This window comes from Methylobacterium sp. J-076 (assembly GCF_022829405.1).
Taxonomy (GTDB): domain Bacteria; phylum Pseudomonadota; class Alphaproteobacteria; order Rhizobiales; family Beijerinckiaceae; genus Methylobacterium.
This window is the reverse complement of record NZ_JAKSXW010000038.1, coordinates 79632-100724: the sequence shown is the minus strand read 5'-3', so window position 1 is coordinate 100724 and position 21093 is coordinate 79632. Positions and strand designations below refer to the sequence as shown.

The window sequence follows — 21093 nt, the reverse complement described above, 5'->3', positions numbered from 1 at the left end:
CGTCAGTTCTGCCACGCGAGCAGGTACAGCTTATCGCTGCCAGCGAACGATTTGTTGATCTGCTGCTTCACGGCCTCGGAATTTTGGAAGATCTGCACGAACTTCCTGATCGTCGGATCGTCCTTGCGCGACGCCTTGGTGACGAAGCTCACCGCGAACAGCTTGTCCTCGATGCCGGAATAGATCAGCCCGCTCGTCGGATCGAAGGCGCCGGCGGCGACGATGAAATGCGGGTAGCCTTGGGCCAAGTCGACATCGCCGGTGATCCGCACCAGTTGCGGCCCCTCCACCTCGACGAATGTCAGCTTCTTCGGGTTCTCGGTGATGTCGTCCAGGGTGCCGAGGAAGCCGACGCCAGCCTTGAGCGTGATGAGGCCGGCTTTCTGCAGGAGCAGGAGGGCCCGCCCCTGGTTCACCGGATCGTTGGCGATGGCGACCTTCCCGCCCGCCGGGATCTGGTCGAGGCTCCGATGCTTGAGGGAGAACAGCCCGATATTCTGCAGGATGCCGAGCCCGACGATGTCGAACCGGTAGCCCTTCTGCTTCTCGGCGTTTTCCATGAAGGGGCGATGCTGGAAGAAGTTCAGGTCGATGTCGCCCGCATCGAGGGCGACGTTCGGCGTCGTCCAGTCGCTGAACTCGATCACCTTCACCGCGATGCCCTGGTCCTTGGCCTCCTTGGCGGCCGCCGTGACGGCGTCGCTGTAGGCCCCCGGCACGGTCCCGATCGTCAGGGTCTCGGCCTGGGCCGCCATCGTGCCGAGGGAGACGAGGGCGATGGCGAGGGTCTTCAGGAAGCGCATCGGTGGGGGACTCCGGTCTCCCGGTCCGGCGGCGCCGGGGCGGGGTGTCGAGGATCGAAGGGGGGGCGTGGCGCCCTCGCCCGGGCCGCGCCGGTCAGGACGGGCGGACGGGGACGACCGAGCCGCGGTAGCGGTCGCGGATGAACTGCGCGACCTCGGCCGAGGTCAGCAGCGTTCCGAGGCGCAGCACGCGTGGGTCCTTCGCCAAGCCCTCGGTGGTGACGAGGACGTTCGCATACGGGTTGCCCTCGGCGCGTTCGAGCGCCAGCGCGTCCCGCGCCGGCTCCAGCCCCGCTTCCAGCGCGTAATTGCCGTTGATCACCGCGAGGGCCACGTCATCGAGGGAGCGCGGCAGTTGCGGCGGCGCGATCTCGACGAAGCGGAAGTTCTTCGGGTTCTCAACGATGTCGTCCAAGGTCGCGTTCGCCCCCGCCCCCATCGCCCGCAGCCGGATCAAACCGTTCGCCTGAAGCAGCGACAGCCCGCGGCTGGTGTTGGTGATGCTGTTCGACAGGGAGACGACACCGCCGGCCGGCAGGGCGGCGAGCGATCTGGCGCGGCGGCTGTACAACCCCAGGGGCTCGATATGCACCGCCGCGACGACGGCGAAGCGCATCCCCATGGCGGCCTCCTCCGAGCGGAGGAAGGGGACGTGCTGGAAGAAGTTGGCGTCGGCGTCGCCGTCGCGCAGCAGGGCGTTCGGGCGGAGATCCCCCGAGATCTCGATGGTCTTGAGCGGCAGGTCGGGCGCGAGCTTTTCGGCGACGAATTCGAGGATCTCCGCATGCGGCGCCGAAGAGGCCACGACCCGCAGCGGCGCCGCGGCGGCGCGGGCCGGTGCGATGCTCAGGGCCAGGGCGCCGGACAGGAAGACACGACGGGTTGATGCAGGCACTGCGCGCGCTTTTCGGAATGATCTGGAAGATGAAAGCTGGTCTTCGTATCTCGAAACGAAGGTCTCGTATCAAGAGGACCGATTATCGAATTTCCGCCCGCGCGAAGGGCATCGTTTCGGAATCCCGTCATCGGAGGATGGCAACGTTCTCCCGGCACGGGGCCGTGACGGGACTCACCGATGACGCTGCCGGCGCCCGCCCTCACGGGGGATGCCGCCCGCCCGGGGCGCCGGGGCGGTCGCCACGACAGGCCCGGCGGCCCCTTTGACGGAATCAGGACGCGTGGACCCGCCCGGCGACCGGCCTTTTCAGACACAAGTGGGTGAACGCAGCGGTGGCGCCCTCCGCACGCGGCAAACAGGGGCATTGTGCCGGCCCGTTTCGACCACAATCGGCTGACCTTTACATTCCGCCGCATGCCGGCTCTGATGAAACCCCGCGATCGATGGGCCACCAAGGCCTCCGACGCTTTGGCACCGGGAGGGGGACGATGCAGAATGTTGCTTCGTCCGAAGTCCACTGGGGCGACAGTTCTCCCCATGAGACCGAGCGCGCGGCGGAAGCCCGCCAGATTTATGCACGCAAACGCAGCGCCGACGCCGCGAGGGAACGGTGCTTGGCCCTGGGGCAGGTCGTCCAGGCCGAGATCCTCCCGCAGCTGATGCTGCTGCATCGGGGGTTCGTGTCCGCGGAGGCCAAGCCGGTCTTCAAGCCGGATGTGGGGCAGGTCGCCGCCTTCTCCGATCTGGCGCTGGCACCGGACGAGGCGCCGATCATCGAGGCGTTCTCGGCCCTGTTGGCGCAGGGCCATCCCCTGGATCGCCTGTTCCTCGATCTGCTGGCGCCTGTGGCGGCCCTCCTGGGCCGCATGTGGGACGACGACTTGTGCGATTTCCTCGAGGTGACGACGGGCGTCGCCCGGCTCCAGCATCTCGTGACGCGGTTCCGAATCGACGACGAGGCGTTTCCCCTCAATGGGAAGCGGCGCGTCCTGCTGATGGGCGCCCCCGGCGAACGACACACATTCGGCGTGCGGATCATCGAGCAGTTCCTGCGCCGGGCGGGGTGGATCGTGTCGATCGGGCTCTCCTCCAGCCCGGACGAGATCGCCGCCCTGGTGGCCTCCGAATGGTTCGCCGTCGTCGGCCTGACCCTCAGCGACGAGACCCGCGTCGAGCCGTTGGCGCAGGCGATCCGCTCCGTGCGGGCCGTCTCGCTCAATCGCGGCATCGGCGTCATGGTGGGCGGTCCGGTGTTCCTGGCGCAGCCGGAGCTCGTCGCCCGGGTCGGCGCGGACGCCTCTGCGGTGGACGCGGCGACGGCGGTCCTCCTCGCCCAGCGTCTGCTCGAATTCGGCACGCACGGCGCCGCCCGGGCTTAGCGGCGGCGGCGTTCCCACGCTGCCCTCGTCGTCCTCCCCGACGGGTCCCCGCGAGCCGCCCCTCGGACGGATCGGAGCGGGGGCGCCGCGCGGACCCGGCCGCGGGCCGTCCATGCCCGCGTGCACCGCCGCCGCGCCGAGGGGGGGGGCCTGCCGGGACCCATCGGCGGCACGTTTCGCGCGCCGCTGCCCCCGCGCAGGCCCGGCCCGGGACATCGCATCGACAGTCCGCGCCCGCGATGACCGCGCCGGATAAAGACTTTCCGCGTGGGCGGAAGATGTTTCTAAAATGGCACAGGTCTCGCCGGGACGGGTCGATCAGGCTTCATTCGTTCATCGTTCCTGTCTGGCTCAGTTCAAGTGACTGTAGTGTCATGAAGGTTCGCGCATCTGACGATGGCGCCGGCCCACCCGGTTGGGTCCCGCGCCCCGTGTCAGAGAACGTCCGCCATGTCCTTACGCCGTCGGCTCCCGTCTTTCGTCGTCCTCGCCGCCGCGGCGGTCCCGGATCCGGCCGCGGCGCAGTCCGTGTCCGACATGGCGGCGCGGATGGATGCCATGCAGCGCCAGATGCAGGCGATGCAGCAGGAACTCGCCGCCCTGCGCCGCCAGGCGGCCACCCCCCGGGCGGCCCCGGGCAGCGAGGCCCAGGGGCGCCGGAACCCGCCGCGTGAGCAGGCCAGGATCGCCCTCCGCACCGAGCGCCAGCAGCGGAGCGCCCAGGCCGGCGACCCGGGCGGAGCCCCGCCCGCCCCGAGCGACCACACGCCGGTCATCCTCGCGAACGACCTCGTCTGCAACGCCGGCAGCTATGCGCTGGGACCGGCGATCTGCTTCACGCCGGGGGGCTTCGTCGAGCTCGCGGGCTTCTACCGCAGCGCCAACACCGTCTCCGACGTCGCTACCGACTTCAGCGGCATCCCGTTCCGCAACAGCCCCCAATCCCGCGAGGGCGAGTTCCGGCTCTCGGCGCGGCAGAGCCGCCTGAGCGGTCTGTTCACGGCCCGCGTCGAGCCGACGCTCCAGATCTCAGGCTACTACGAGATCGACTTCCTGGCCGCCGGCGTCACCTCCAACTCCCGGGAGAGCAACAGCTACGTCCCGCGCATCCGCCAGATCTTCGCCACCGTCGAATCCCTCGACACCGGCTGGCACGTCCTCGCGGGCCAGGCCTGGAGCCTGATCACCACCGATCTGTCCGGGATCACCCCGCTCAAGGAGCAGATCCCCCTGACCATCGACGCCCAGTACGTGCCGGGCTTCAACTGGACGCGCAATCCGCAGATCCGCGTGGTCAAGGACCTGGCGCCGGGCCTCTGGGCCGGCCTGTCCGTCGAGTCGCCCCAGAGCGTCCTGCCCCCGAGCCCCTTCGCCGCGCCCTCGACCGTCAACGTCAACAATACCGGCGATGCGGCCGGCCTTCTCAACAACTCGACCACCTACTCGAACAGCCGCATCCCTGACATCGCCGGCAAGCTCGCCTTCGAGCCGGGCTTCGGCCATTACGAGGTCAAGGGGCTCGCGCGCTTCTTCGACGACCGGATCGCGCCGACCGCCCTCAGTGCCACCGTCCGCACGCCCGGGCGGTCGGACACCGCGTTCGGCTACGGCATCGGCGGGGCCGCCACGCTCCCGGTCATCGACAAGCGCCTCGACCTTCAGGTCAGCGGCCTCGTGGGCCGGGGCATCGGCCGTTACGGCTCCGCCCAGTTGCCCGACTTCGCCCTGCGCGCGGACGGCGCGATCGCCCCGATCGCGGAATTCCAGCTGCTGGCGGGCGCCGTGTTCCATGCGCAGCCGGGCACCGACCTCTACGTCTACGCCGGCTGGGAGCATGCCGGCCGGGCGGGAGCCTTCAGCACGGCCGGCTACGGCTCGCCGACCCTGGTGGTGACGGGCTGCGACGTCGAGGGGGCCGCGAGCGGCACCTGTCAGGCCGAGACCCGGGACATCCGCCAGATCACCGGCGGCTTCTGGCACGACCTCTACAAGGGCGGGTACGGCCGTCTCGTCGCCGGCGCCCAGGTCTCCTACACGGAGCGCGATGCGCTGCCGGGGGCGCTCGGCATCCAGCCCACGGCCCACCTCGTCACGGGCCTCACCTCCCTGCGCTACTATCCCTTCTGACCGCGGCCTTCGCCCGGCGCCGAACGCACGGACGGCGTCGGGCGAAACGAGGACGGGCCCTCCCGGTGGGGCAGGCCGCCGCACCTGAATCGACGCCCCGCACGGCTTGCGTCGAGGGCGGCGCTCGCCATGGTGCGCCCCATGATCCGCCTGATCCCCAGCCTGCCCGCCCTCTACGTCATCGCGCGCGTGGTGTGGCCGAGCCCATGGCCCCCCGCGGTCAAGCTCGGCCTGTCCGTCCTCCTCCTCGTCGCGTCGCAGTACCACCTGTGGAGCCGCCTCTCGTCCGGATCGGTCTTCGCCCCGGAATTCCCCCGCCCGGTGGTGATCCTGTTCAACTGGGCGTTCGGTGCGCTCGCGCTGGCGGCCCCGATGCTGCTCGCCCTCGATGCCGCGGCCTTGGTGGGCCGGGTCCTCCCCGGGGGCGGATGGGCGGTCTCCCCGGCCTGGCGCGAGGCGGCCGCCGTCGCAGCCTCGGTGCTGGCGGCGGTGGCGGTGGCGCAGGCCGTGCGCGTGCCGCCGCTGAAGGACGTCACGGTGGCGATACCGGACCTGCCGCCAGGCTTCGACGGCTACACGATCCTGCATCTCACCGACCTGCACATCAGCCGCCTGTTCCCGGCGGCCTGGGCGGAGACCGTGGTGGCCCGGGCCAACGCGCTGGGCACCGACCTGATCGCGGTGACGGGCGATTTCATCGACGGGTCGCTCGAAGCCCGGCGGACCGACGTCGAGCCCCTGCGCGCCCTGAGGGCGCGAGACGGCGTCTGGGCCGTGCCCGGCAACCACGAGTACTTCTTCGACCACGACGCCTGGATGCGCCACCTCGCCGGGCTGGGGATCCGCGTGTTGGCCAACGCCCACACGGTCCTCGGGCGCGCTGGCGGGCGGCTCGTGCTGGCGGGGGTGACCGACCGCTCGGCCCCCGCCACGGGCCACCCGGGGCCCGACCTCGCCGCGGCGCTGGCGGGCATCCCCGCCGGTGCACCGGTCGTGCTGCTCGATCACCAGCCGGCGAACGCCCCGCGGGCGGCGGCGCAGGGGGTCATGCTGCAACTGTCCGGACACACCCACGGCGGCATGATCCGCGGCCTGGACCGGCTGGTGGCGCGGGGCAATGCCGGGTTCGTCTCCGGGGCGTACCGGGTCGGGGGCATGGTGCTCTACGTCAGCAACGGCACCGCCCTGTGGCCGGGCTTCGCGCTTCGGCTCGGCCGCCCCTCCGAGTTGACGCGGATCACCCTGCGGCCCTCTCCGTAGCGCCGCCCGTGGCCGTTCGGTACGGCATCGCGGGCGCGCGGGGATGGCGAGGCGTGGGGATGAAGCGATCATGACCATGGATCGACCGCAGGGCGTGACACCCCGCCGCGTCCTCGTGGTGGGGGCGACGGGCACGATCGGCCGGGCGACCGTGCGGGCGCTGGTGTCACGTGGGCACCGGGTCGTCTGCCTCGTCAGGCGCCCGGCCGACACCGCCGGTGCGGGCGACGGGCCCGAGGGTCCCGCGAGCGCCATCGAACGGATCGTCGATCTCACCGACCCGGCGTCGCTGGCGCGCGACGGCGTCCGCGGCGAAGCGTTCGACGTGCTGGTATCGTGCCTCGCCTCGCGCACCGGATTGCCCGACGACGCCTGGGCGATCGATTACGGCGCGCAGGTGAACGCCCTCCACGCGGGCCGGGCGGCCGGTATCACGCATGCCGTGCTGCTGTCGGCGATCTGCGTCCAGAAGCCGGTCCTCGCCTTTCAGCACGCCAAGCTCGCCTTCGAGAAGGTGCTGATCGACTCGGGGCTCGACTACACGATCGTTCGGCCCACGGCCTTCTTCAAATCGCTCTCGGGGCAGATCGACCGCCTGAGGCGCGGCAAGCCGTTCCTGGTGTTCGGCGACGGAACCCTGACGGCCTGCAAGCCGATCGGGGACGACGACCTCGGCCGCTATCTCGCCGAATGCCTCGACGACGAGGGCCGGCGCAACCGCGTGCTGCCGATCGGCGGACCGGGCGAAGCGATCACGCCGCGGGCGCAGGGCGAGCGGCTGTTCGCCCTGCTGGGGCGCGAGCCGCGCTTCACGCAGGTGCCGGTGGCGCTGCTGGATGCGGTCGTCATCGTCCTGGCGACGATGGGACGATGGGTGCCGTCCCTGGCCGGCAAGGCGGAACTCGCGCGGATCGGGCGCTACTACGCGACCGAGTCCATGCTGGTGCTGGACCCCGCCACCGGGCGATACGACGCGCACGCCACCCCTTCGACCGGGTCGGAGACGCTGTTCGACTATTATGCGCGGGTCATCCGTGGCGAGGCGGTCGCCGAGCGCGGCGACCACGCGGTGTTCTGACGGCGCCGAGGCCCGAACGGCGTCCCCCCCGATGCGGGGAGCGGACCTCGTCCCGGAGGGCGTTCCGCCTCCGGCCCTCCGCGGGCTCACGGCGAGTGGATGAGGTCTTTGATCCGCGAGGCGAGCGCTTCCATCGCGAACGGCTTGCTCAGCACCTGCATGCCGGGTTGCAGGTGCCCGCTGCCGAGGAACGCGTTCTCGGCGTAGCCGGTGATGAACAGGACCTTGAGTGCCGGGCGCCGCTCCCGCCCCGCATCCGCCATCTGCCGCCCGTTCATGCCGCCGGGAAGGCCGACATCGGTGACGAGCAGGTCGATCCGCACGTCCGATTGCAGGACCTTCAGCCCCGCGACGCTGTCGGCCGCCTCGATGGCGGTGTAGCCGAGATCCTCCAGGACCTCGGTCACCAGCATGCGGACCGACGGCTCGTCATCGACGATGAGCACGGTCTCGCCCTGTCCGGCGCGCGCCACCTCGGACAGCCGGGTGATGTCGTCGTCCTCGTTGGCCTCCCCGTAGTAGCGGGGCAGGTACAGGCACACGGTCGTGCCCTGGCCGACCTCGGAGTAGATCCGCACCTGGCCGCCCGACTGCCGGGCGAAGCCGTAGATCATCGACAGGCCGAGCCCGGTGCCCTCGCCGATGGGTTTGGTGGTGAAGAACGGCTCGAACACCCGCGCGATCACCTCCGGCGGCATGCCGGTGCCGGTGTCGGTCACGCACAGCGAGAGGTACTGCCCCTCCGGAATCTCGTGCGTGGTGGCGGCCGGTCGATCCAGCCATTTGTTGGCCGTCTCGATGGTGATGCGCCCCCCGTCCGGCATCGCATCCCGGGCGTTGATGCACAGGTTCAGGAGGGCGTTTTCGAGCTGGCCCGGGTCGATCAGGGTCGCCCACAATCCCGCCGCGCCGACCACTTCCAGGGCGACCTGGGGGCCGATGGTCCGGCGGACCAGCTCCTCCATCCCGGCCACGAGACGGTTCACGTCGGTGGGCTTCGGGTCGAGGGTCTGGCGGCGGGAGAAGGCGAGCAGGCGGTGCGTCAGGGCCGCCGCCCGCTTGGTCGCACCCTGGGCGACGGTCATGTAGCGGTCGAGATCGCCGAAGCGTCCCTGGCCCATGCGCGTCTGCATGAGTTCGAGGGAGCCCGAGATGCCCGCGAGCAGGTTGTTGAAATCGTGCGCCAGCCCCCCCGTGAGCTGGCCCACCGCCTCCATCTTCTGGGCCTGACGGAGCTGCTCCTCGGCGACCAGCAACTCGGTCGTCCGGTCGGCGACGCGCTGCTCCAGCGTCTCGTTGAGGGCCCGGAGTTCGGCGGAGACCCGGTCGCGTTCGGCCTCCACCGCGCGCCGCCCATCCACGTCGATGAGGACGCCCGGAAAGCTCAGGGGCGTGCCGTCCGGGGCATGGTCGACCCGGCCGTTCGCCTCCAGCCAGTAGTACAGGCCATCGGCGCGGCGGACGCGGTACTGGTGGGCATAGGCGCCGCCGCGGGTGATCGCATCGTTGATCGCCTCGGCCAGTCCCGCCTGGTCGTCGGGGTGGACGGTCTCGACGATCTTGGCGAGCGGGATGCCCTCCCGGCCGTGGGCCGGGTCGAGGCCGAAGGCGCGGGCGAAGGCCTCGTCCACCGTGAAGCGGTCCCTCGGCAGGTCCCAGAACCACGTGCCGATGATCGCGCCCGCCGCGAGCGCGAGCTGGACGCGCTGGACGTTCTCCCGGGCCAGGGCCTCGCTGGCGCGCAGTTCCGCCTCCGCCCTCTTGCGGGCGGTGATGTCGGTGAAGAGGACCGCCACCTCGCACCGAGCGGCCGGCTCGATCCGGTGGGCGGCGACCTCCAGGTGCCGGCCGGTCAGGGCGAACATCCGGTCGAACCGCACGGGCTGGCCGGTGCGGAGGACGTCCCCGTAGCGCTTGAGCCAGTCCTCGGCTTCGAAGTCCGAGGCGATGTCGCGCAGCGTCTGCCCCTCCACGTGCGGGATGCCGAGGTGGTGCTCGAACGCGGGGTTGGCCTCGATGTGCACGTAGTTGCTCAAGGGGCCGTGGGGCCCGTCGATGAAGCGGATGACGCAGAAGCCCTCGTCGATCCTGTCGAACAGCGTGCGGTAGCGCCCCTCGCTGCGGGCGAGGGCCTCGCGGGCGGTCTGCTGCTCTGTGATGTCGCGCGCCACGCCCGCGAACCGGACCGGCCGGCCGGACGGGTCGAACTCGATCTCCCCCTTGCGGGCGATCCAGCGGATCTCACCGGTGTCGGGGCGGCGGATGCGGTACTCCACGTCCCGGGGCGGCGCGCCCTGCCGGCGCGTCCGGGCCGTGGAGACGAGGTGCGCGTCCTCCGGGATGATGAGCGCCTCGAACGCCGTCGATGGGTACCCCGCCCGTTCGGGCAATCCGTAGAGCCGGCAGAATTCCGGGGTCGGCGTGAGGACGTTGTCCGCCAGGTCGATGGTGAAGAGGCCGACGCCGCCCGCCGCCTGGGCCTGGCGCAGGCGCGCTTCCGCGTCCGCGAGGGCGTTGCGGGCCAAGTGCTCGTCGGTCCTGTCGCGCAGGATCTTGACGAAGCCGGTGGCGGTGCCGGCCTCGTCCCGCAGGGCCGACATCTCGCCGCTGGCCCAGAACGGCGTCCCGCGCTTGCGCAGGTGCCAGCGCTCGTCGACCGCGCGCCCGTCCGTGAGGGTGCGCCGCATCTCCTCGCCCGGGATGCCGGCGGCGCGGTCCTCGGCTGTGAAGATCGCTTCGCCGGATTGCCCCCTGATCTCCTCGGCCGTCCAGCCCAGGATGCGGACCGCCCCGCCGCTCCAGTTCGTCACGGTCCCGTCGAGGTCCATCACGATGATGGCGTAGTCGATGGCGCTCTCGAAGACCGCCCGGTAGCGGCTCTCGGTGGCCTGCGCGGCACGCTGGGCGGCGACCTCCCGGGCCTCGACCAACCCCGCCGAGGCGGCCCCGGCGAACAACCGCACGACCTGCAGGTGCCGGTCCGTGAACACGTCCGGCCTGCTCGACTGGATCTTCAGGACACCGATGCTCGTGCGCCCCCGGAAGACCGGGACGGTGATGCACGCGCGCAACCGCATCCGCTCGGCCAGGAGCTGATCGACGCGCACGTCGACCCGGACGTCGGGCACGAGGCAGGGTTTGCGGGCCTTGAAACACGCCCCGGACAGGCTCCCCTCCAGCGGCACCCGCCGGCCCCGGAAGGCTTTCAGGGTGCCGGCGACGGCCCGGTATTCGAGGTCCTTGCCGTCGGCCAGCTCGACGGTCCCGCCATCGGCCTCGGGCACGGCCTGCATGGCGCCGACGATGAGGATATCCAGGATCGTGTCGAGATCGCCCCCGGCCTCCGAGATGGCCGCCTGGGTGCGGTGAAGGACCTCGCGGGCCTGGTGGATCGCGGCCTGGTCGGCCAGCAGCGCATCGCGGGTGGCCACCGAGCGCCGGAGGTCGAGTTGGCTCATCACCTGGCGCGCCAGCGCCTTCAGGTCGCCGGCCTGGGCCGGCGTCAGGCCGTCCGGCCGCGGCGCGGTATCGATGACGCACAGGCTGCCGATGACCTGCCCCTCGGTCGTGCGCAGGGGCGCCCCCGCGTAGAAGCGGATGAAGGGCTCGCCGGTGACGAGCGGGTTCGCCCCGGTGCGGGGGTCGGCGGCGAGATCCGGGATGACGAGCAGGTCTGGCTCGTTCAGGACGTGGGCGCAGACCGAGCTGTCGAGCTCCGTCTCGCAGAAGGGAAATCCAGCCCGGGCCTTGAACCACTGCCGGTCGGCCGCCACGAGGCTGACCAGCGCCACGGGGGTCTGGCACAGGTGGGTGGCCAGCTGCACGATGTCGTCGAAACCCTCCTCGGGCTGGGTGTCGAGGATGTCGTAGGCGGCGAGCGCGGCGAGCCGGACCGGATCGCGAACGGCGTCATCGGAGGCGGACATGGCGCGTCAGACTGAGCCGCGGTCGATGTCGCGCCGCTCTCCCGCAGGTCGAGCGCCGGGCATCGCGCCCTGACGGCCGATCCGGCGGCGCCATGCCGCGCGCACGACTTCGCGGGCGCCGGTGCCGCGCCCGGAGGCGACCGCGGCCCGGATGGCGGCGTCCTGCTTCCTCGTCAGGGCGATGGAGCGGGTGGGCGTCGTGGACATAGGTCGCCTTCCCACAGCTGAACGGCGCTATCAATGCTCAGGAATGATGACGGCCTTCAACTGTCTGCCATCATCGGCCTCACCGACGTGAGGTCGCGGTGGAATGCGCGATTGCCGGTCCGCTAACCTTCGCTCGATTGGCCAACCCGTTGGCCGGCCCATCCGAGCCTGAGTTTCGCCCCCTGCCGGTTGATCACGCCGAACCGCAGCACGGCCTGTTCCAGGTAGTCGATCGCATCCACGAGGTGGCCGCGGGCGGTCGCCACCTCATCGTCCTCATCCGATGGGGTTTCGGCCAGCTTGACGGCCGCGATCAGGACCCGGTCGCGCTCGTCCTCGATGCGGGGATCGCGCTCGACATGGCCGCGCACGTCGGCGTCGAAGGCCTCGATCACCGCCCAGGGCAGGGCATCCTTCGCGATCGCCCCCGGAAACCGCGCGCAGTGCCGGCGGGCGGCCATCGCGGCCCGAGCCACGTGGTCTGCGAGCGTGGCGGCCATGACTCGCTCCTGCCGATCGGATCGCGCCTCGACCCTGCGCCGCATGCCCGTCCGTCACCGTGCCCTCCGGGCCGATCACGGGTGGGCGCGGTTGCCGGTCGTGCGTTCGCGAATTCTTGAGTAAACTGATTTGGGTCGGTCGCTCAATGATGGCGACTGGCGGAGGGAGCGGGATTCGAACCCGCGATACGGTTTCCCGTATACACACTTTCCAGGCGTGCGCCTTCAACCACTCGGCCACCCCTCCGGTCCGGGGCTCGTGGCGCCCGGCGCGGGGCCGGGCGCGGGGCGGGCCGCGCGGAGGGCGTGCTGTATCCTGCGCAGGGGGCCTCGCGCAAGGCACCGGCGGGAGGAAAATGCGCCTCCCGCCCGCCGTCCCTCCCGCGTCCGCGGGGTGCCGTCACTCCCCGTCGTCGAGGTGGAAGTGGACGCGCTCGACATTGGCGCGCTCGAAGGCCTGCATGACGTGCTGGTAGGACCGCTCCATCTCCGTGGCCGCATCCCCCGGCGTGTCCTCGGGCTTGAGGACGAACATCAGCAGCGAGCGGCCCGTCACCTCGTAGGGCTGGCGGAAGCCGAAGCTCTCCGCGTCCTGGCTGTCGGGCAGGTTGGTGTCGAGGAGGCGCGTCCAGGCCTCGCCGCCCACCGTCTCCGGCAGGGTGAAGCTCACGAGGTCGTGGTAGGCGTTGAACAGCAGCAGCAGGGTCGCGTCGCCGCCCCTGCGGTGCAGGCCGGTGGCCTGGGCGCGGCCGTCGAGGCGCACGGCGAAGGCCCGGGCACCGCCGTCGTTCCAGTTCTCCGGGGCCATCTCGCCCCCGTCCGGGCGCAGCCACGTGACGTCCTGCACGCCGAACTCCTCGTCGTAGCCCCCGGTCAGGAACCGGCCGCGATTGAGGATCGGCAGGGCGTTGCGCAGGATGATCAGGCGCTGGGTGAACTCCGCGAGGTCCCGCTCCTCCTCGGCGATGGCGTCCCAGTCGAGCCAGGAGATCTCGTTGTCCTGGCAATAGGCGTTGTTGTTGCCGTTCTGCGTGCGGGCGAACTCGTCGCCGGCCAGCAGCATCGGCGTGCCGCGCGACAGGAACAGGGTCGCCAGCATGTTGCGCATCTGGCGCAGGCGCACCGCCCGGATGCCCGGATCGTCCGTCGGCCCCTCGACCCCGTAATTGTAGGACAGGTTGTGCGAGTGCCCGTCGCGGTTGCCTTCGCCGTTGGCCTCATTGTGCTTGTCGTTGTAGGCGACCGTGTCGTGCAGGGTGAAGCCGTCATGGGCGGTGAGGAAGTTCACGCTCGCCCAGGGCTTGCGCCCGCGCTTGTTGAACTTGTCCGCCGATCCGGTGATCCGGGAGGCCATGTCCGGCAGCAGGCCGCCGTCGCCCTTCCAGTAGCCGCGCACGTCGTCCCGGAACCGGTCGTTCCACTCGGCCCAGCCCGGCGGGAAGCCACCGACCTGATAGCCGCCGGGCCCGCAATCCCACGGCTCGGCGATGAGCTTGACCGAGTTGAGCACCGGGTCCTGCCGGCAGGTGTCGAGGAAGCCGCCGCCCTCGTCGAAGCCGTAGGGCTCCCGGCCGAGGATCGTGGCGAGGTCGAAGCGGAAGCCATCGACCTGCATCTCCGTCGCCCAGTAGCGCAGCGAATCGGTGACGAGCTGCAGCACCCGGGGGTGGGACAGGTTGAAGGTGTTCCCGGTCCCCGTATCGTTGATGTAGTAGCGCGGCTCGTTCGGCAGCAGCCGGTAGTAGGAGGCGTTGTCGATGCCCTTGAACGAGAGGGTCGGCCCCTTCTCGTTGCCCTCGGAGGTGTGGTTGTAGACCACGTCCAGGATCACCTCGAGGCCGGCCCCGTGCAGGCGCGAGACCATCTCCTTGAACTCGGAGAAGGCGAAGTCCGGCACCGCGGCGTAGCGCCGGGCGGGGGTGAAGAACGAGATGGTGTTGTAGCCCCAGTAGTTCACCAGGTCCTTCTCCTGCAGGTAGTCGTCCTGCACGAAGGAATGCACCGGCAGCAGCTCCACCGCGGTCACGCCGAGGCTCTTGATGTAGTCGAGCACTTCAGGGGTGCCGAGGCCGGCATAGGTGCCGCGCAGCTTCTCGGGCACCTTGGGGTGGAGCTTGGTGAGGCCCTTCACGTGGGCTTCGTAGACGATGGTCCGGTCCCAGGGCACGTTGGGCTTCTGGTGGCGGCCCCAGGTGAAGGCGGGGTCGATCACGCGGGAGCGCCGGGTGAAGGGGCTCGAATCGCGCTCGTCGAAGGTCGTGTCGTCGCCCGTCTCCATCTGGTAGCCGAACAGGGCCGGGTTCCAGGTGATGGAGCCCACGAGGCCCTTGGCGTAGGGGTCGATGAGCAGCTTGTTCGGGTTGAACCGGTGCCCGGCCTTCGGCTCGTAGGGGCCGTGGACGCGGTAGCCGTAGATGGTGCCCGGCCGGGCGTCCGGCAGGTAGCCGTGCCAGATCTCGTCCGTGTACTCGGGCAGCTCGATGCGCTCGATCTCGCGCTCGCCCTGGTCGTCAAACAGGCATAGCTCGACCTTGGTGGCGTGCGCGGAGAACAGGGCGAAGTTCACCCCCAGGCCGTCCCAGGTGGCGCCGAGGGGATAGGGCTGCCCCTCCAGGATGCGCGAGCGGGCCGCACGGGCCTGGAACGTGGAACGAGGGGTATCGGACATGGGGTCTCCGGTGCTCCGCCTGCCGGCGCCGCGGCAGGGGCATTCCGGGAACGTCCCGGGCACGGCGAAGCTCCCGCACCGCCGCGAAAATTTGGGACGGGCCCGCCGGACTGTCCGCGGCTACGGGATATCCACCAGGGTCTGCGTTAGATAGGCCCGCGCGAAGCCCGCCAGCCGCACCGGGTCGAGGTCGGCGGGCTGCCTCAGGAGGCGCAGGCCCGCCAGCTCGGGCTCCGCCTCGGCCCGCCGATGCGCCTCGGCCCGGGCCAGGAGGGCGTCGGCCGTCTCGGGGAAGCGCACCGGGCGCAGGAAGGCGAGCTGCCCCTCCCCCGCCAGGAGGGTCCAGTCCTCCGCCGCCCCCTCCGGCAGGCGCAGGCCGGTCTCCTCGGTGAATTCCCGTTCCGCGCTGCCGGTGAGGTCGACCGCCGCGCCGCGCAGGTCGTCCCGGTCGGGGGTGCCGCAGGGGAAGTAGAGCTGGCCGGCATTGGCGGTGTGGGCGCCCATCTCGCCCACGAGCACCGCGCCGTCCGCGCTCCAGGGCACGATGGCCGCGAAGGCGTTGGCGACCCGCCCGTCGAACCGCCCGCCTTCGCGGTAGGCGATGAGCTGCGAGAAGCGCGCCTCGAACAGGTCGATCCGGCCGATCCCGTCCGTGACGGCGCAGGCGCAGGACAGGAGGACGACCCCGTCGAACATCGCGGGCCGGGCGGCGTGGCGCCGCTCCCAATGGGCGGCGATGGCCCGCGCGTTGTCCCGCGCCCAGGGCCATGCGTAGGGCACGAGGCGGGCCTCGATCCCCCTGAGGCGCGTCGTCCGGAACGCCTCAGACATGCAGCGTCCCTTCCGAGACGATCACCGCCGCGCCGCCGATCTCCACCGCGCGCAGGGCGCCGGATTCGACCGTGAGCTGGAGGGCGATCTCGCTCGGGCGGCCCATGGCCTGGCCCTGGCGGATCGCCACGTCGTGGGTGCCCTCCCCCAGGGTCTCGAACTGCATCAGCACCCCGGCGAAGGCGGAGGCCGCGGCGCCCGTGGCGGGATCCTCCGGGACGCCGAAATTCGGGGCGAACATCCGCACCCGCCAGCCCCCGGGGGGGCCCTCCGGGTCGGGCGTGTACAGGTAGAGGCCGTCCTCGGGGGCGGGCGCCTGGGCGGGGCGGGCGGCGTCGAGGGCCGCCACGGAGGCGACGGGCACGCAGGTGAACCGGGGGCCGACGCCGTGGCGGCTCGGCCGGTGGCGGCCGGTGGCGATGTCGCCGGGCTGGAGGCCGACGAGGGCGGCCAGCGCCTCCGGCTCCGGGCCGGGGCCGAGATACTCCGGCAGGAGCGGCAGCCGGAACCGCGCCCGGCCGCCGCTGCCGTCGGCCAGGGTCTCGACCACGCAGGGGACGGTCCCGATCTCCTCCTCCAGGCCGAAGGCGCGGGCATCGCCCCCCGTGGGATCCTGCAGGGCGAGGAGCACCGCCGCCCCCACCGTGGGGTGCCCGGCGAAGGGCAGCTCCCGGCCGGGGGTGAAGATGCGCAGGCGTGCCCGGTGCCGGGGCTCGGCGGGCGGCAGCACGAACACCGTCTCGGACAGGTTGAACTCCCCGGCGACGGCCTGCATCGCGGCGGCGTCGAGGCCCTGCGCATCGAGCACCACCGCCAGCGGGTTGCCCGCGAGCCGGCGCCCGGTGAACACGTCGAGGGTGACGAAGCGGCGTCGGTTCATCGGGGCGGACCTCGCGTCATAGGGGCCTGGGGACGCTCACACCGCCTCGGCGGGGAAGACCTCCGAGGGCGCGACGAACTCGTCCTGCGCCGCGACGGTGAGGATCTCCCGCGAGCCGGCCTCGGCGGTGCGCTTCAGGAGACCGTAGACCGAGGCCGCCGCCCGTTCGAGCGCCACGGCGGCGGAGCGCTCCCGCGCGTAGTGGACGAGGAACAGGGCGGCGATGCAATCGCCCGCGCCGTTGACCGCGAGGGCGAGGCGCGGGGTCCGCACCCGGAACAGCTGCCCGCCCTCCCCCGCCAGGAGGTCGAGGCGGTCGGGGGGCGTCTCGGTGGTGGCCGCGGAGGTGACGAGCACCACGCGGGGGCCTCGCGCCTGCAGGGCGGCGATGGCAGCCCGCGCCTGCGCCAGCGTCGTGCTCGGCAGGCCGGTGAGGAGGTTCAGCTCGAACTGGTTCGGGGTGAGGATGTCGGCGGCCGGCACCGCCCGCTCGCGCATGAACTCGGTGATGCCGGGGCGGACGTAGACGCCCTCCTCCGTGTCGCCGATCACCGGATCGCAGCAATAGAGCGCGTCCCGGTTCTCGGCCCGCACGGCGGCGACGGCCTCCAGGATCGCCTCGCCGATCTCGGCCGAGCCCATGTAGCCGGAGAGCACGGCATCGCACCGGGCGAGCGCCCCGCGCTCCCCGACGCCCCGCACCACGTCGCGGATCGTCTGCGCGGCGAAGACCTCGCCCCGCCACGCGCCGTAGCCGGTGTGGTTGGAGAACTGCACCGTATGGACCGGCCACACCTCGACCCCGAGCCGCTGCATCGGGAACACCGCCGAGGCGTTGCCGACATGACCGTAGGCGACGTGGGACTGGATGGAGAGGACGTTCACGGGCTTGGCTCCTGCCCCCGCGTGGTTAGCCCGTTCCGCGGCCGGCCGCATCCCTGCACTTGCCGGGGTGCCATGTCGGCATCAGATGGGACCGGCCCCACAGGAGATCGTTCCGACCGCGATGGACATCGAAGCCCTCAAGACCGCCACGCTCACCTTCGTGGAGGCCCACAAGGCCTGGACTCCGGTGATCGCCGCGGGGCTCGCCTTCTGCGAATCGATCGCGGTGCTGTCGCTGTTCGTGCCGGCGACGGTGATCCTCCTGGCGGTGGGGGCGCTGATCGGCGGGGCGGGGCTCGATTTCTGGCCGGTGGTGATCGGCGCGGCCGTCGGGGCGGCGGCGGGGGATTGGGTGTCCTACGAGTTCGGGCGCTGGCTCGGGCCGGGGGCCAAGACGAAGTGGCCCCTGAGCCGCTACCCGGAGATGACGCAGAAGGCCGAGGGCTTCATCGGCCGCTGGGGCGTGGCGGCGGTGGCGCTGGGGCGGTTCTTCGGCCCGGCGCGGGCGCTGGTGCCCCTGCTCGCCGGGGTGCTCGGCCTCGCCCGGCTGCCGTTCCAGCTCGCCAACGTCGCCTCGGCGGCGGTCTGGGCCTTCGTGCTCCTCGCCCCCGGTGCGGGGCTGCTGGCGTGGTTCGACCGGTGAGTCGCCGCGTGGTGCCGCGCCGCAGGTGACGGCGCCGGCCGATGCCGGCAGGATGTTCCGATTCGGCACAGACTCCGATTCGCGCACCGTTTGCCCATGACCTCCACCGCCCTCCCCGCGCCCGCGCTCGTCCTTCCCCCGGACCGGCGCCAGTCGCCCACCGCCCTGCGCGTCCAGCGCGGGGTGCGGCGGCTGTTCTCGGAGATGGGCTGCGTGACGTTGCCGGAATTCTCCCTCGTCAACGGCCGGCGGGCGGACGTGATCGCCCTGTGTGGGGCGGGGCGGCTCACCATCGTGGAGATCAAGTCGAGCGTGGCCGACTTCCGGGCCGACCGGAAATGGCCCGACTACCGGGACTTCTGCGACCGCTTCTTCTTCGCCATCCCCGACGACGTGCCGGAGGATCTGATCCCCGAGGAATGCGGCCTGATCGTCGCCGACGCCTACGGCGCGGCGATCCTGCGGGAGGCGCCCGAGCACGCCCTGAGCGGCCCCCGGCGCAAGGCGGTGACCCTGCGCTTCGCCCACAGCGCCGCCCGGCTGCTGCACTCCCTGGCCGATCCGGGGGCGATCCGCGAAGGGGCGCTCTGAGAGTCGGGCCGGGAGAAGGCCTCCTTCCCTCGCCCTCATCCTGAGGTGCCCGCGGAAGCGGGCCTCGACGGAGGGCTCCAGAAGGCGCTGCGATCCCTGGAGCCCTCCCTCAAAGCGGCTGGCGCCGCACCTCAGGATGAGGTCCTGGACGGGATGGTCCGGCTTCCCGGCCGGACACCGGGGAGGCTTGCCCCGGAGCGCCGCCGCGTCCACAGCGGGGGCATGACGCCCGTCGCGCTGTTCGAACTGGTCCTGGTGCTGCTGGCCGCGGCCCTGGTCCTGTCCCTCGCCGCCGCCCGCCTCGGCCTTCCGCCCGCCGCCGCCCTGGTGATCGGCGGCATGGCGCTCGCCTTCGCGCCGGGCCTGCCCACCTTCGACCTCGACCCGGATCTGATCATGGTCCTGTTCCTGCCGCCGCTCCTGCTCGAATCGGCCTACTTCACCGTCTGGCGCGACTTCCGCGCCTCCCTCGGCCCGATCCTGTCCCTGTCCCTCGGGGCGGTGCTGTTCACCACCCTGGTGGTCGGGCTGATCGCCCACTGGGTCGCGCCGGGCCTGCCCTGGGCCGCGTGCTTCGCGCTCGGGGCCATCGTCTCGCCCCCGGACGCCGTCTCGGCCAAGGCGGTGCTGGCCAGGGTCACCCTCCCCCGCAAGACCGTGACGGTGCTGGAGGGCGAGAGCCTCGTCAACGACGCCTCCGGCCTCGTGCTCTACCGGTTCGCCGTGGCCGCGGCCCTGACCGGCGCCTTCGACGCCTGGGCGGCGCTCGGCAGCTTCGCGTGGCTCGCCGCGGCGGGCGTCGCGGTCGGGATCGTCCTCGGCTTCGCCGCCAACCGGGGGATCGCGCGACTGCGGGATGCCGAGGCGACGACGGTGGTCACCTTCCTCGTCGCCTACCTCGCCTACCTCGCCGCCGAGGAGATCCACGCCTCGGGGGTGCTGGCGGTGGTGGCCTGCGGGCTGATGCTGGGGGCGCGCGAGCACGAGACCTTCGACGCCCGCACCCGGACCCGCGCCCTCGCCGTCTGGGGCTTCGTGGTGTTCATCCTGGAGGCGCTGGTCTTCGTGCTGATCGGGCTGGCCCTGCGCGGCGTGCTCACCCGCATGGGCGGCAGCGCGGATGCCCTCGCGTCCGGCCTGCCGCTCGCCCTGGCGGCGACGGTGGCCTGCGTGGCGGCCCGCCTCGCCTGGGTGTTCCCCGCGGTCTACCTGCCTCTGCTGATGCCGTGGCGCCGGCCGGGGGCCCCGCCGCCCCTGCGTCCGGCGATCCCCCTGGTGGTCGGCTGGGCGGGGATGCGCGGCGTCGTCACCCTGGCGGCGGCCCTGGCCCTGCCCCTCGGCTTCCCCGGCCGCGACCCGATCCTGATCGCCGCCTTCGCGGTGATCCTGTTCACGGTGCTGGTGCAGGGCACCACCCTGGGCCCGCTGATCCGCCACCTGCGCCTCGATTCCAGCGGAACCCTGCCGGACGGGCATCTCGACGCGTCCATGGCCCGGGTGGCGGTGAACGAGGCCGGATTGGCGGTCCTGGAGGAGCTCCAGCTTCCCGAGACCGGGGCACCCCGGCATCCCCACCTCGTGGACCAGTACCGGCGGCGGGTGTGGGCGATGTCACGCCTGCGCGACGAGCGCCTGGCGGCCGAGGCGGAGCGCGAGGCCCATGTCGAGGCGGCGCTGGCTGCGGTGAAGGCCGGGCGGGCGGCCCTCGTCGCCCTGCACCGGGAGGGCCGGATCCACGGCTCGGTTTTGCGGATCATCGAGGCCGAACTCGACCTCGAGGAGCTCCATCTCAGGCGGTTTGCCGGCGACCATGCCGGCCACGGCTGACGCGGCCGAAGCCACCCTCAGTGGGCGGCGCAACCCTCGGGCGTGCCGTAGCTGCCGTAGACGATCCGCACCTTGCGCAGGCAATCCGGCTTGGCCGCCGGGGCCGGGGCGATGGCGCTGACCTCGACGGGATCGACCCGCAGGGTCGCGGTGGCCACAGGGTCGTCGGAGGTGGCGAGCGCCCGGCTCGCGCCCATCACGACGGGGGTGGCGGCCATCGCCGACAGGGCGAGGGTGGCGACGAGGGTCAGGTGACGGCGGGCGAAAGACTGGTTCATCGTCGGTGGTCCGAAACATTCGGCAGCACGAGGGCGCCGGAAATCCCCTGGTTGCCCATACAACTTGGCCGTAGGGTCGCGGTTCCGGCGCCCGGTGCCGACTTTTCAGCCTCCCGCAAGCAACGTTCCGGCGACGAAGGTTCCGGGCCGGCGTTCCGGCAAAAGACTTACTGCACATGCGCGAACGAAGGCTTGCCGGCGCCGCCTTGATCCTTGGATCCGGGGACGGGCGGTCGCCGCGGGGCGGGCGGGCGATCACCGCGGGGCGCCTTGCGCCGGCCGCGCCGCTCTCCTAGACCCCCGGCCGAATCC

At 71.7% G+C, this 21093-nt stretch carries 17 protein-coding genes and 1 tRNA gene; 7 read left to right on the top strand and 11 right to left on the bottom strand.

The annotated features are described in order from the left end of the window. Positions 1-2 precede the first annotated feature (2 nt). Both MKK53_RS02975 and MKK53_RS02970 read right to left on the bottom strand, forming a co-directional pair. The gene (locus tag MKK53_RS02975) at positions 3-803 is read right to left on the bottom strand and encodes a MetQ/NlpA family ABC transporter substrate-binding protein (protein WP_243926755.1); all 801 of its coding nucleotides are present in this window, start codon (positions 801-803) and stop codon (positions 3-5) included. A gap of 94 nt (positions 804-897) precedes the next feature. After that, positions 898-1698 (bottom strand): MetQ/NlpA family ABC transporter substrate-binding protein, encoded by an 801-nt coding sequence (locus MKK53_RS02970; RefSeq protein WP_243926752.1) that lies wholly within the window; start codon positions 1696-1698, stop codon positions 898-900. A 617-nt stretch (positions 1699-2315) separates the two neighbouring features. Here MKK53_RS02970 and MKK53_RS02965 point away from each other — a divergent pair. From MKK53_RS02965 to MKK53_RS02950, 4 genes are all read left to right on the top strand, one after another. Next, on the top strand, positions 2316-3080 hold the full coding sequence (locus tag MKK53_RS02965) for a B12-binding domain-containing protein (protein WP_243926749.1): 765 nt from the start codon (positions 2316-2318) through the stop codon (positions 3078-3080). A gap of 450 nt (positions 3081-3530) precedes the next feature. Beyond that, entirely contained in the window at positions 3531-5207 is a 1677-nt protein-coding gene (locus MKK53_RS02960; protein WP_243926746.1) for a hypothetical protein, read from the top strand. Positions 5208-5348: 141 nt separating this feature from the next. Further along, positions 5349-6467, top strand: a complete 1119-nt coding sequence (locus MKK53_RS02955; protein WP_243926745.1) for a metallophosphoesterase — start codon at positions 5349-5351, stop codon at positions 6465-6467. Between the two features lie 115 nt (positions 6468-6582). Beyond that, positions 6583-7545 (top strand): NAD(P)H-binding protein, encoded by a 963-nt coding sequence (locus MKK53_RS02950; RefSeq protein ID WP_313901522.1) that lies wholly within the window; start codon positions 6583-6585, stop codon positions 7543-7545. A gap of 86 nt (positions 7546-7631) precedes the next feature. Here the strand turns inward: MKK53_RS02950 and MKK53_RS02945 are convergent, their stop codons facing one another. The 8 genes from MKK53_RS02945 to pdxY all read right to left on the bottom strand — a co-directional run bounded on the left by MKK53_RS02945 (position 7632) and on the right by pdxY (position 17442). After that, the gene (locus tag MKK53_RS02945) at positions 7632-11471 is read right to left on the bottom strand and encodes a PAS domain S-box protein (RefSeq protein WP_313901521.1); all 3840 of its coding nucleotides are present in this window, start codon (positions 11469-11471) and stop codon (positions 7632-7634) included. Positions 11472-11477: 6 nt separating this feature from the next. After that, the gene (locus MKK53_RS02935) at positions 11478-11678 is read right to left on the bottom strand and encodes a hypothetical protein (RefSeq protein ID WP_243926741.1); all 201 of its coding nucleotides are present in this window, start codon (positions 11676-11678) and stop codon (positions 11478-11480) included. 122 nt (positions 11679-11800) lie between these two features. Continuing rightward, on the bottom strand, positions 11801-12178 hold the full coding sequence (locus tag MKK53_RS02930) for a hypothetical protein (RefSeq protein ID WP_243926739.1): 378 nt from the start codon (positions 12176-12178) through the stop codon (positions 11801-11803). 157 nt (positions 12179-12335) lie between these two features. Next, positions 12336-12425: transfer RNA gene (locus MKK53_RS02925), tRNA-Ser, on the bottom strand. Positions 12426-12578: 153 nt separating this feature from the next. Next, positions 12579-14846: a glycogen debranching protein GlgX gene (gene glgX, locus MKK53_RS02920; protein ID WP_243926737.1), complete on the bottom strand. Its 2268-nt coding sequence runs from the start codon at positions 14844-14846 to the stop codon at positions 12579-12581. 120 nt (positions 14847-14966) lie between these two features. Beyond that, positions 14967-15677, bottom strand: a complete 711-nt coding sequence (locus tag MKK53_RS02915) for an NUDIX hydrolase (RefSeq protein WP_243926735.1) — start codon at positions 15675-15677, stop codon at positions 14967-14969. After that, positions 15670-16557 carry a PhzF family phenazine biosynthesis protein gene (locus tag MKK53_RS02910; RefSeq protein WP_243926733.1) on the bottom strand — a complete coding sequence of 296 codons (888 nt, stop codon included), beginning with the start codon at positions 16555-16557 and terminating at the stop codon, positions 15670-15672. Before MKK53_RS02910 ends, MKK53_RS02915 begins: the two co-directional genes overlap by 8 nt. 36 nt (positions 16558-16593) lie before the next feature. After that, a complete protein-coding gene (gene pdxY / locus MKK53_RS02905) occupies positions 16594-17442 on the bottom strand; it encodes a pyridoxal kinase PdxY (RefSeq protein WP_243926731.1) in 849 nt (282 codons plus the stop codon). Between the two features lie 121 nt (positions 17443-17563). Between pdxY and MKK53_RS02900 the strand changes: the two genes are divergently transcribed. The 3 genes from MKK53_RS02900 (at position 17564) to MKK53_RS02890 (ending at position 20503) form a co-directional block, all read left to right on the top strand. Then, entirely contained in the window at positions 17564-18085 is a 522-nt protein-coding gene (locus tag MKK53_RS02900) for a DedA family protein (RefSeq protein WP_243926729.1), read from the top strand. Between the two features lie 96 nt (positions 18086-18181). Continuing rightward, the gene (locus MKK53_RS02895) at positions 18182-18676 is read left to right on the top strand and encodes an MmcB family DNA repair protein (protein ID WP_243926727.1); all 495 of its coding nucleotides are present in this window, start codon (positions 18182-18184) and stop codon (positions 18674-18676) included. 222 nt (positions 18677-18898) lie between these two features. Continuing rightward, positions 18899-20503 carry a Na+/H+ antiporter gene (locus tag MKK53_RS02890; RefSeq protein WP_243926725.1) on the top strand — a complete coding sequence of 535 codons (1605 nt, stop codon included), beginning with the start codon at positions 18899-18901 and terminating at the stop codon, positions 20501-20503. Between the two features lie 17 nt (positions 20504-20520). Here the strand turns inward: MKK53_RS02890 and MKK53_RS02885 are convergent, their stop codons facing one another. Then, the gene (locus MKK53_RS02885; RefSeq protein WP_243926723.1) at positions 20521-20781 is read right to left on the bottom strand and encodes a hypothetical protein; all 261 of its coding nucleotides are present in this window, start codon (positions 20779-20781) and stop codon (positions 20521-20523) included. Positions 20782-21093: the final 312 nt, after the last annotated feature.

Coding starts and splice junctions, on each gene's coding strand:
- MKK53_RS02975 (WP_243926755.1), bottom strand. CDS start 803: ATGCGCTTCCTGAAGACCCTCGCCATCGCCCTCGTCTCCCTCGGCACG.
- MKK53_RS02960 (WP_243926746.1), top strand. CDS start 3,531: ATGTCCTTACGCCGTCGGCTCCCGTCTTTCGTCGTCCTCGCCGCCGCG.
- MKK53_RS02955 (WP_243926745.1), top strand. CDS start 5,349: ATGATCCGCCTGATCCCCAGCCTGCCCGCCCTCTACGTCATCGCGCGC.
- MKK53_RS02945 (WP_313901521.1), bottom strand. CDS start 11,471: ATGTCCGCCTCCGATGACGCCGTTCGCGATCCGGTCCGGCTCGCCGCG.
- MKK53_RS02935 (WP_243926741.1), bottom strand. CDS start 11,678: ATGTCCACGACGCCCACCCGCTCCATCGCCCTGACGAGGAAGCAGGAC.
- MKK53_RS02930 (WP_243926739.1), bottom strand. CDS start 12,178: ATGGCCGCCACGCTCGCAGACCACGTGGCTCGGGCCGCGATGGCCGCC.
- glgX (WP_243926737.1), bottom strand. CDS start 14,846: ATGTCCGATACCCCTCGTTCCACGTTCCAGGCCCGTGCGGCCCGCTCG.
- MKK53_RS02915 (WP_243926735.1), bottom strand. CDS start 15,677: ATGTCTGAGGCGTTCCGGACGACGCGCCTCAGGGGGATCGAGGCCCGC.
- MKK53_RS02910 (WP_243926733.1), bottom strand. CDS start 16,557: ATGAACCGACGCCGCTTCGTCACCCTCGACGTGTTCACCGGGCGCCGG.
- MKK53_RS02900 (WP_243926729.1), top strand. CDS start 17,564: ATGGACATCGAAGCCCTCAAGACCGCCACGCTCACCTTCGTGGAGGCC.
- MKK53_RS02895 (WP_243926727.1), top strand. CDS start 18,182: ATGACCTCCACCGCCCTCCCCGCGCCCGCGCTCGTCCTTCCCCCGGAC.
- MKK53_RS02890 (WP_243926725.1), top strand. CDS start 18,899: ATGACGCCCGTCGCGCTGTTCGAACTGGTCCTGGTGCTGCTGGCCGCG.
- MKK53_RS02885 (WP_243926723.1), bottom strand. CDS start 20,781: ATGAACCAGTCTTTCGCCCGCCGTCACCTGACCCTCGTCGCCACCCTC.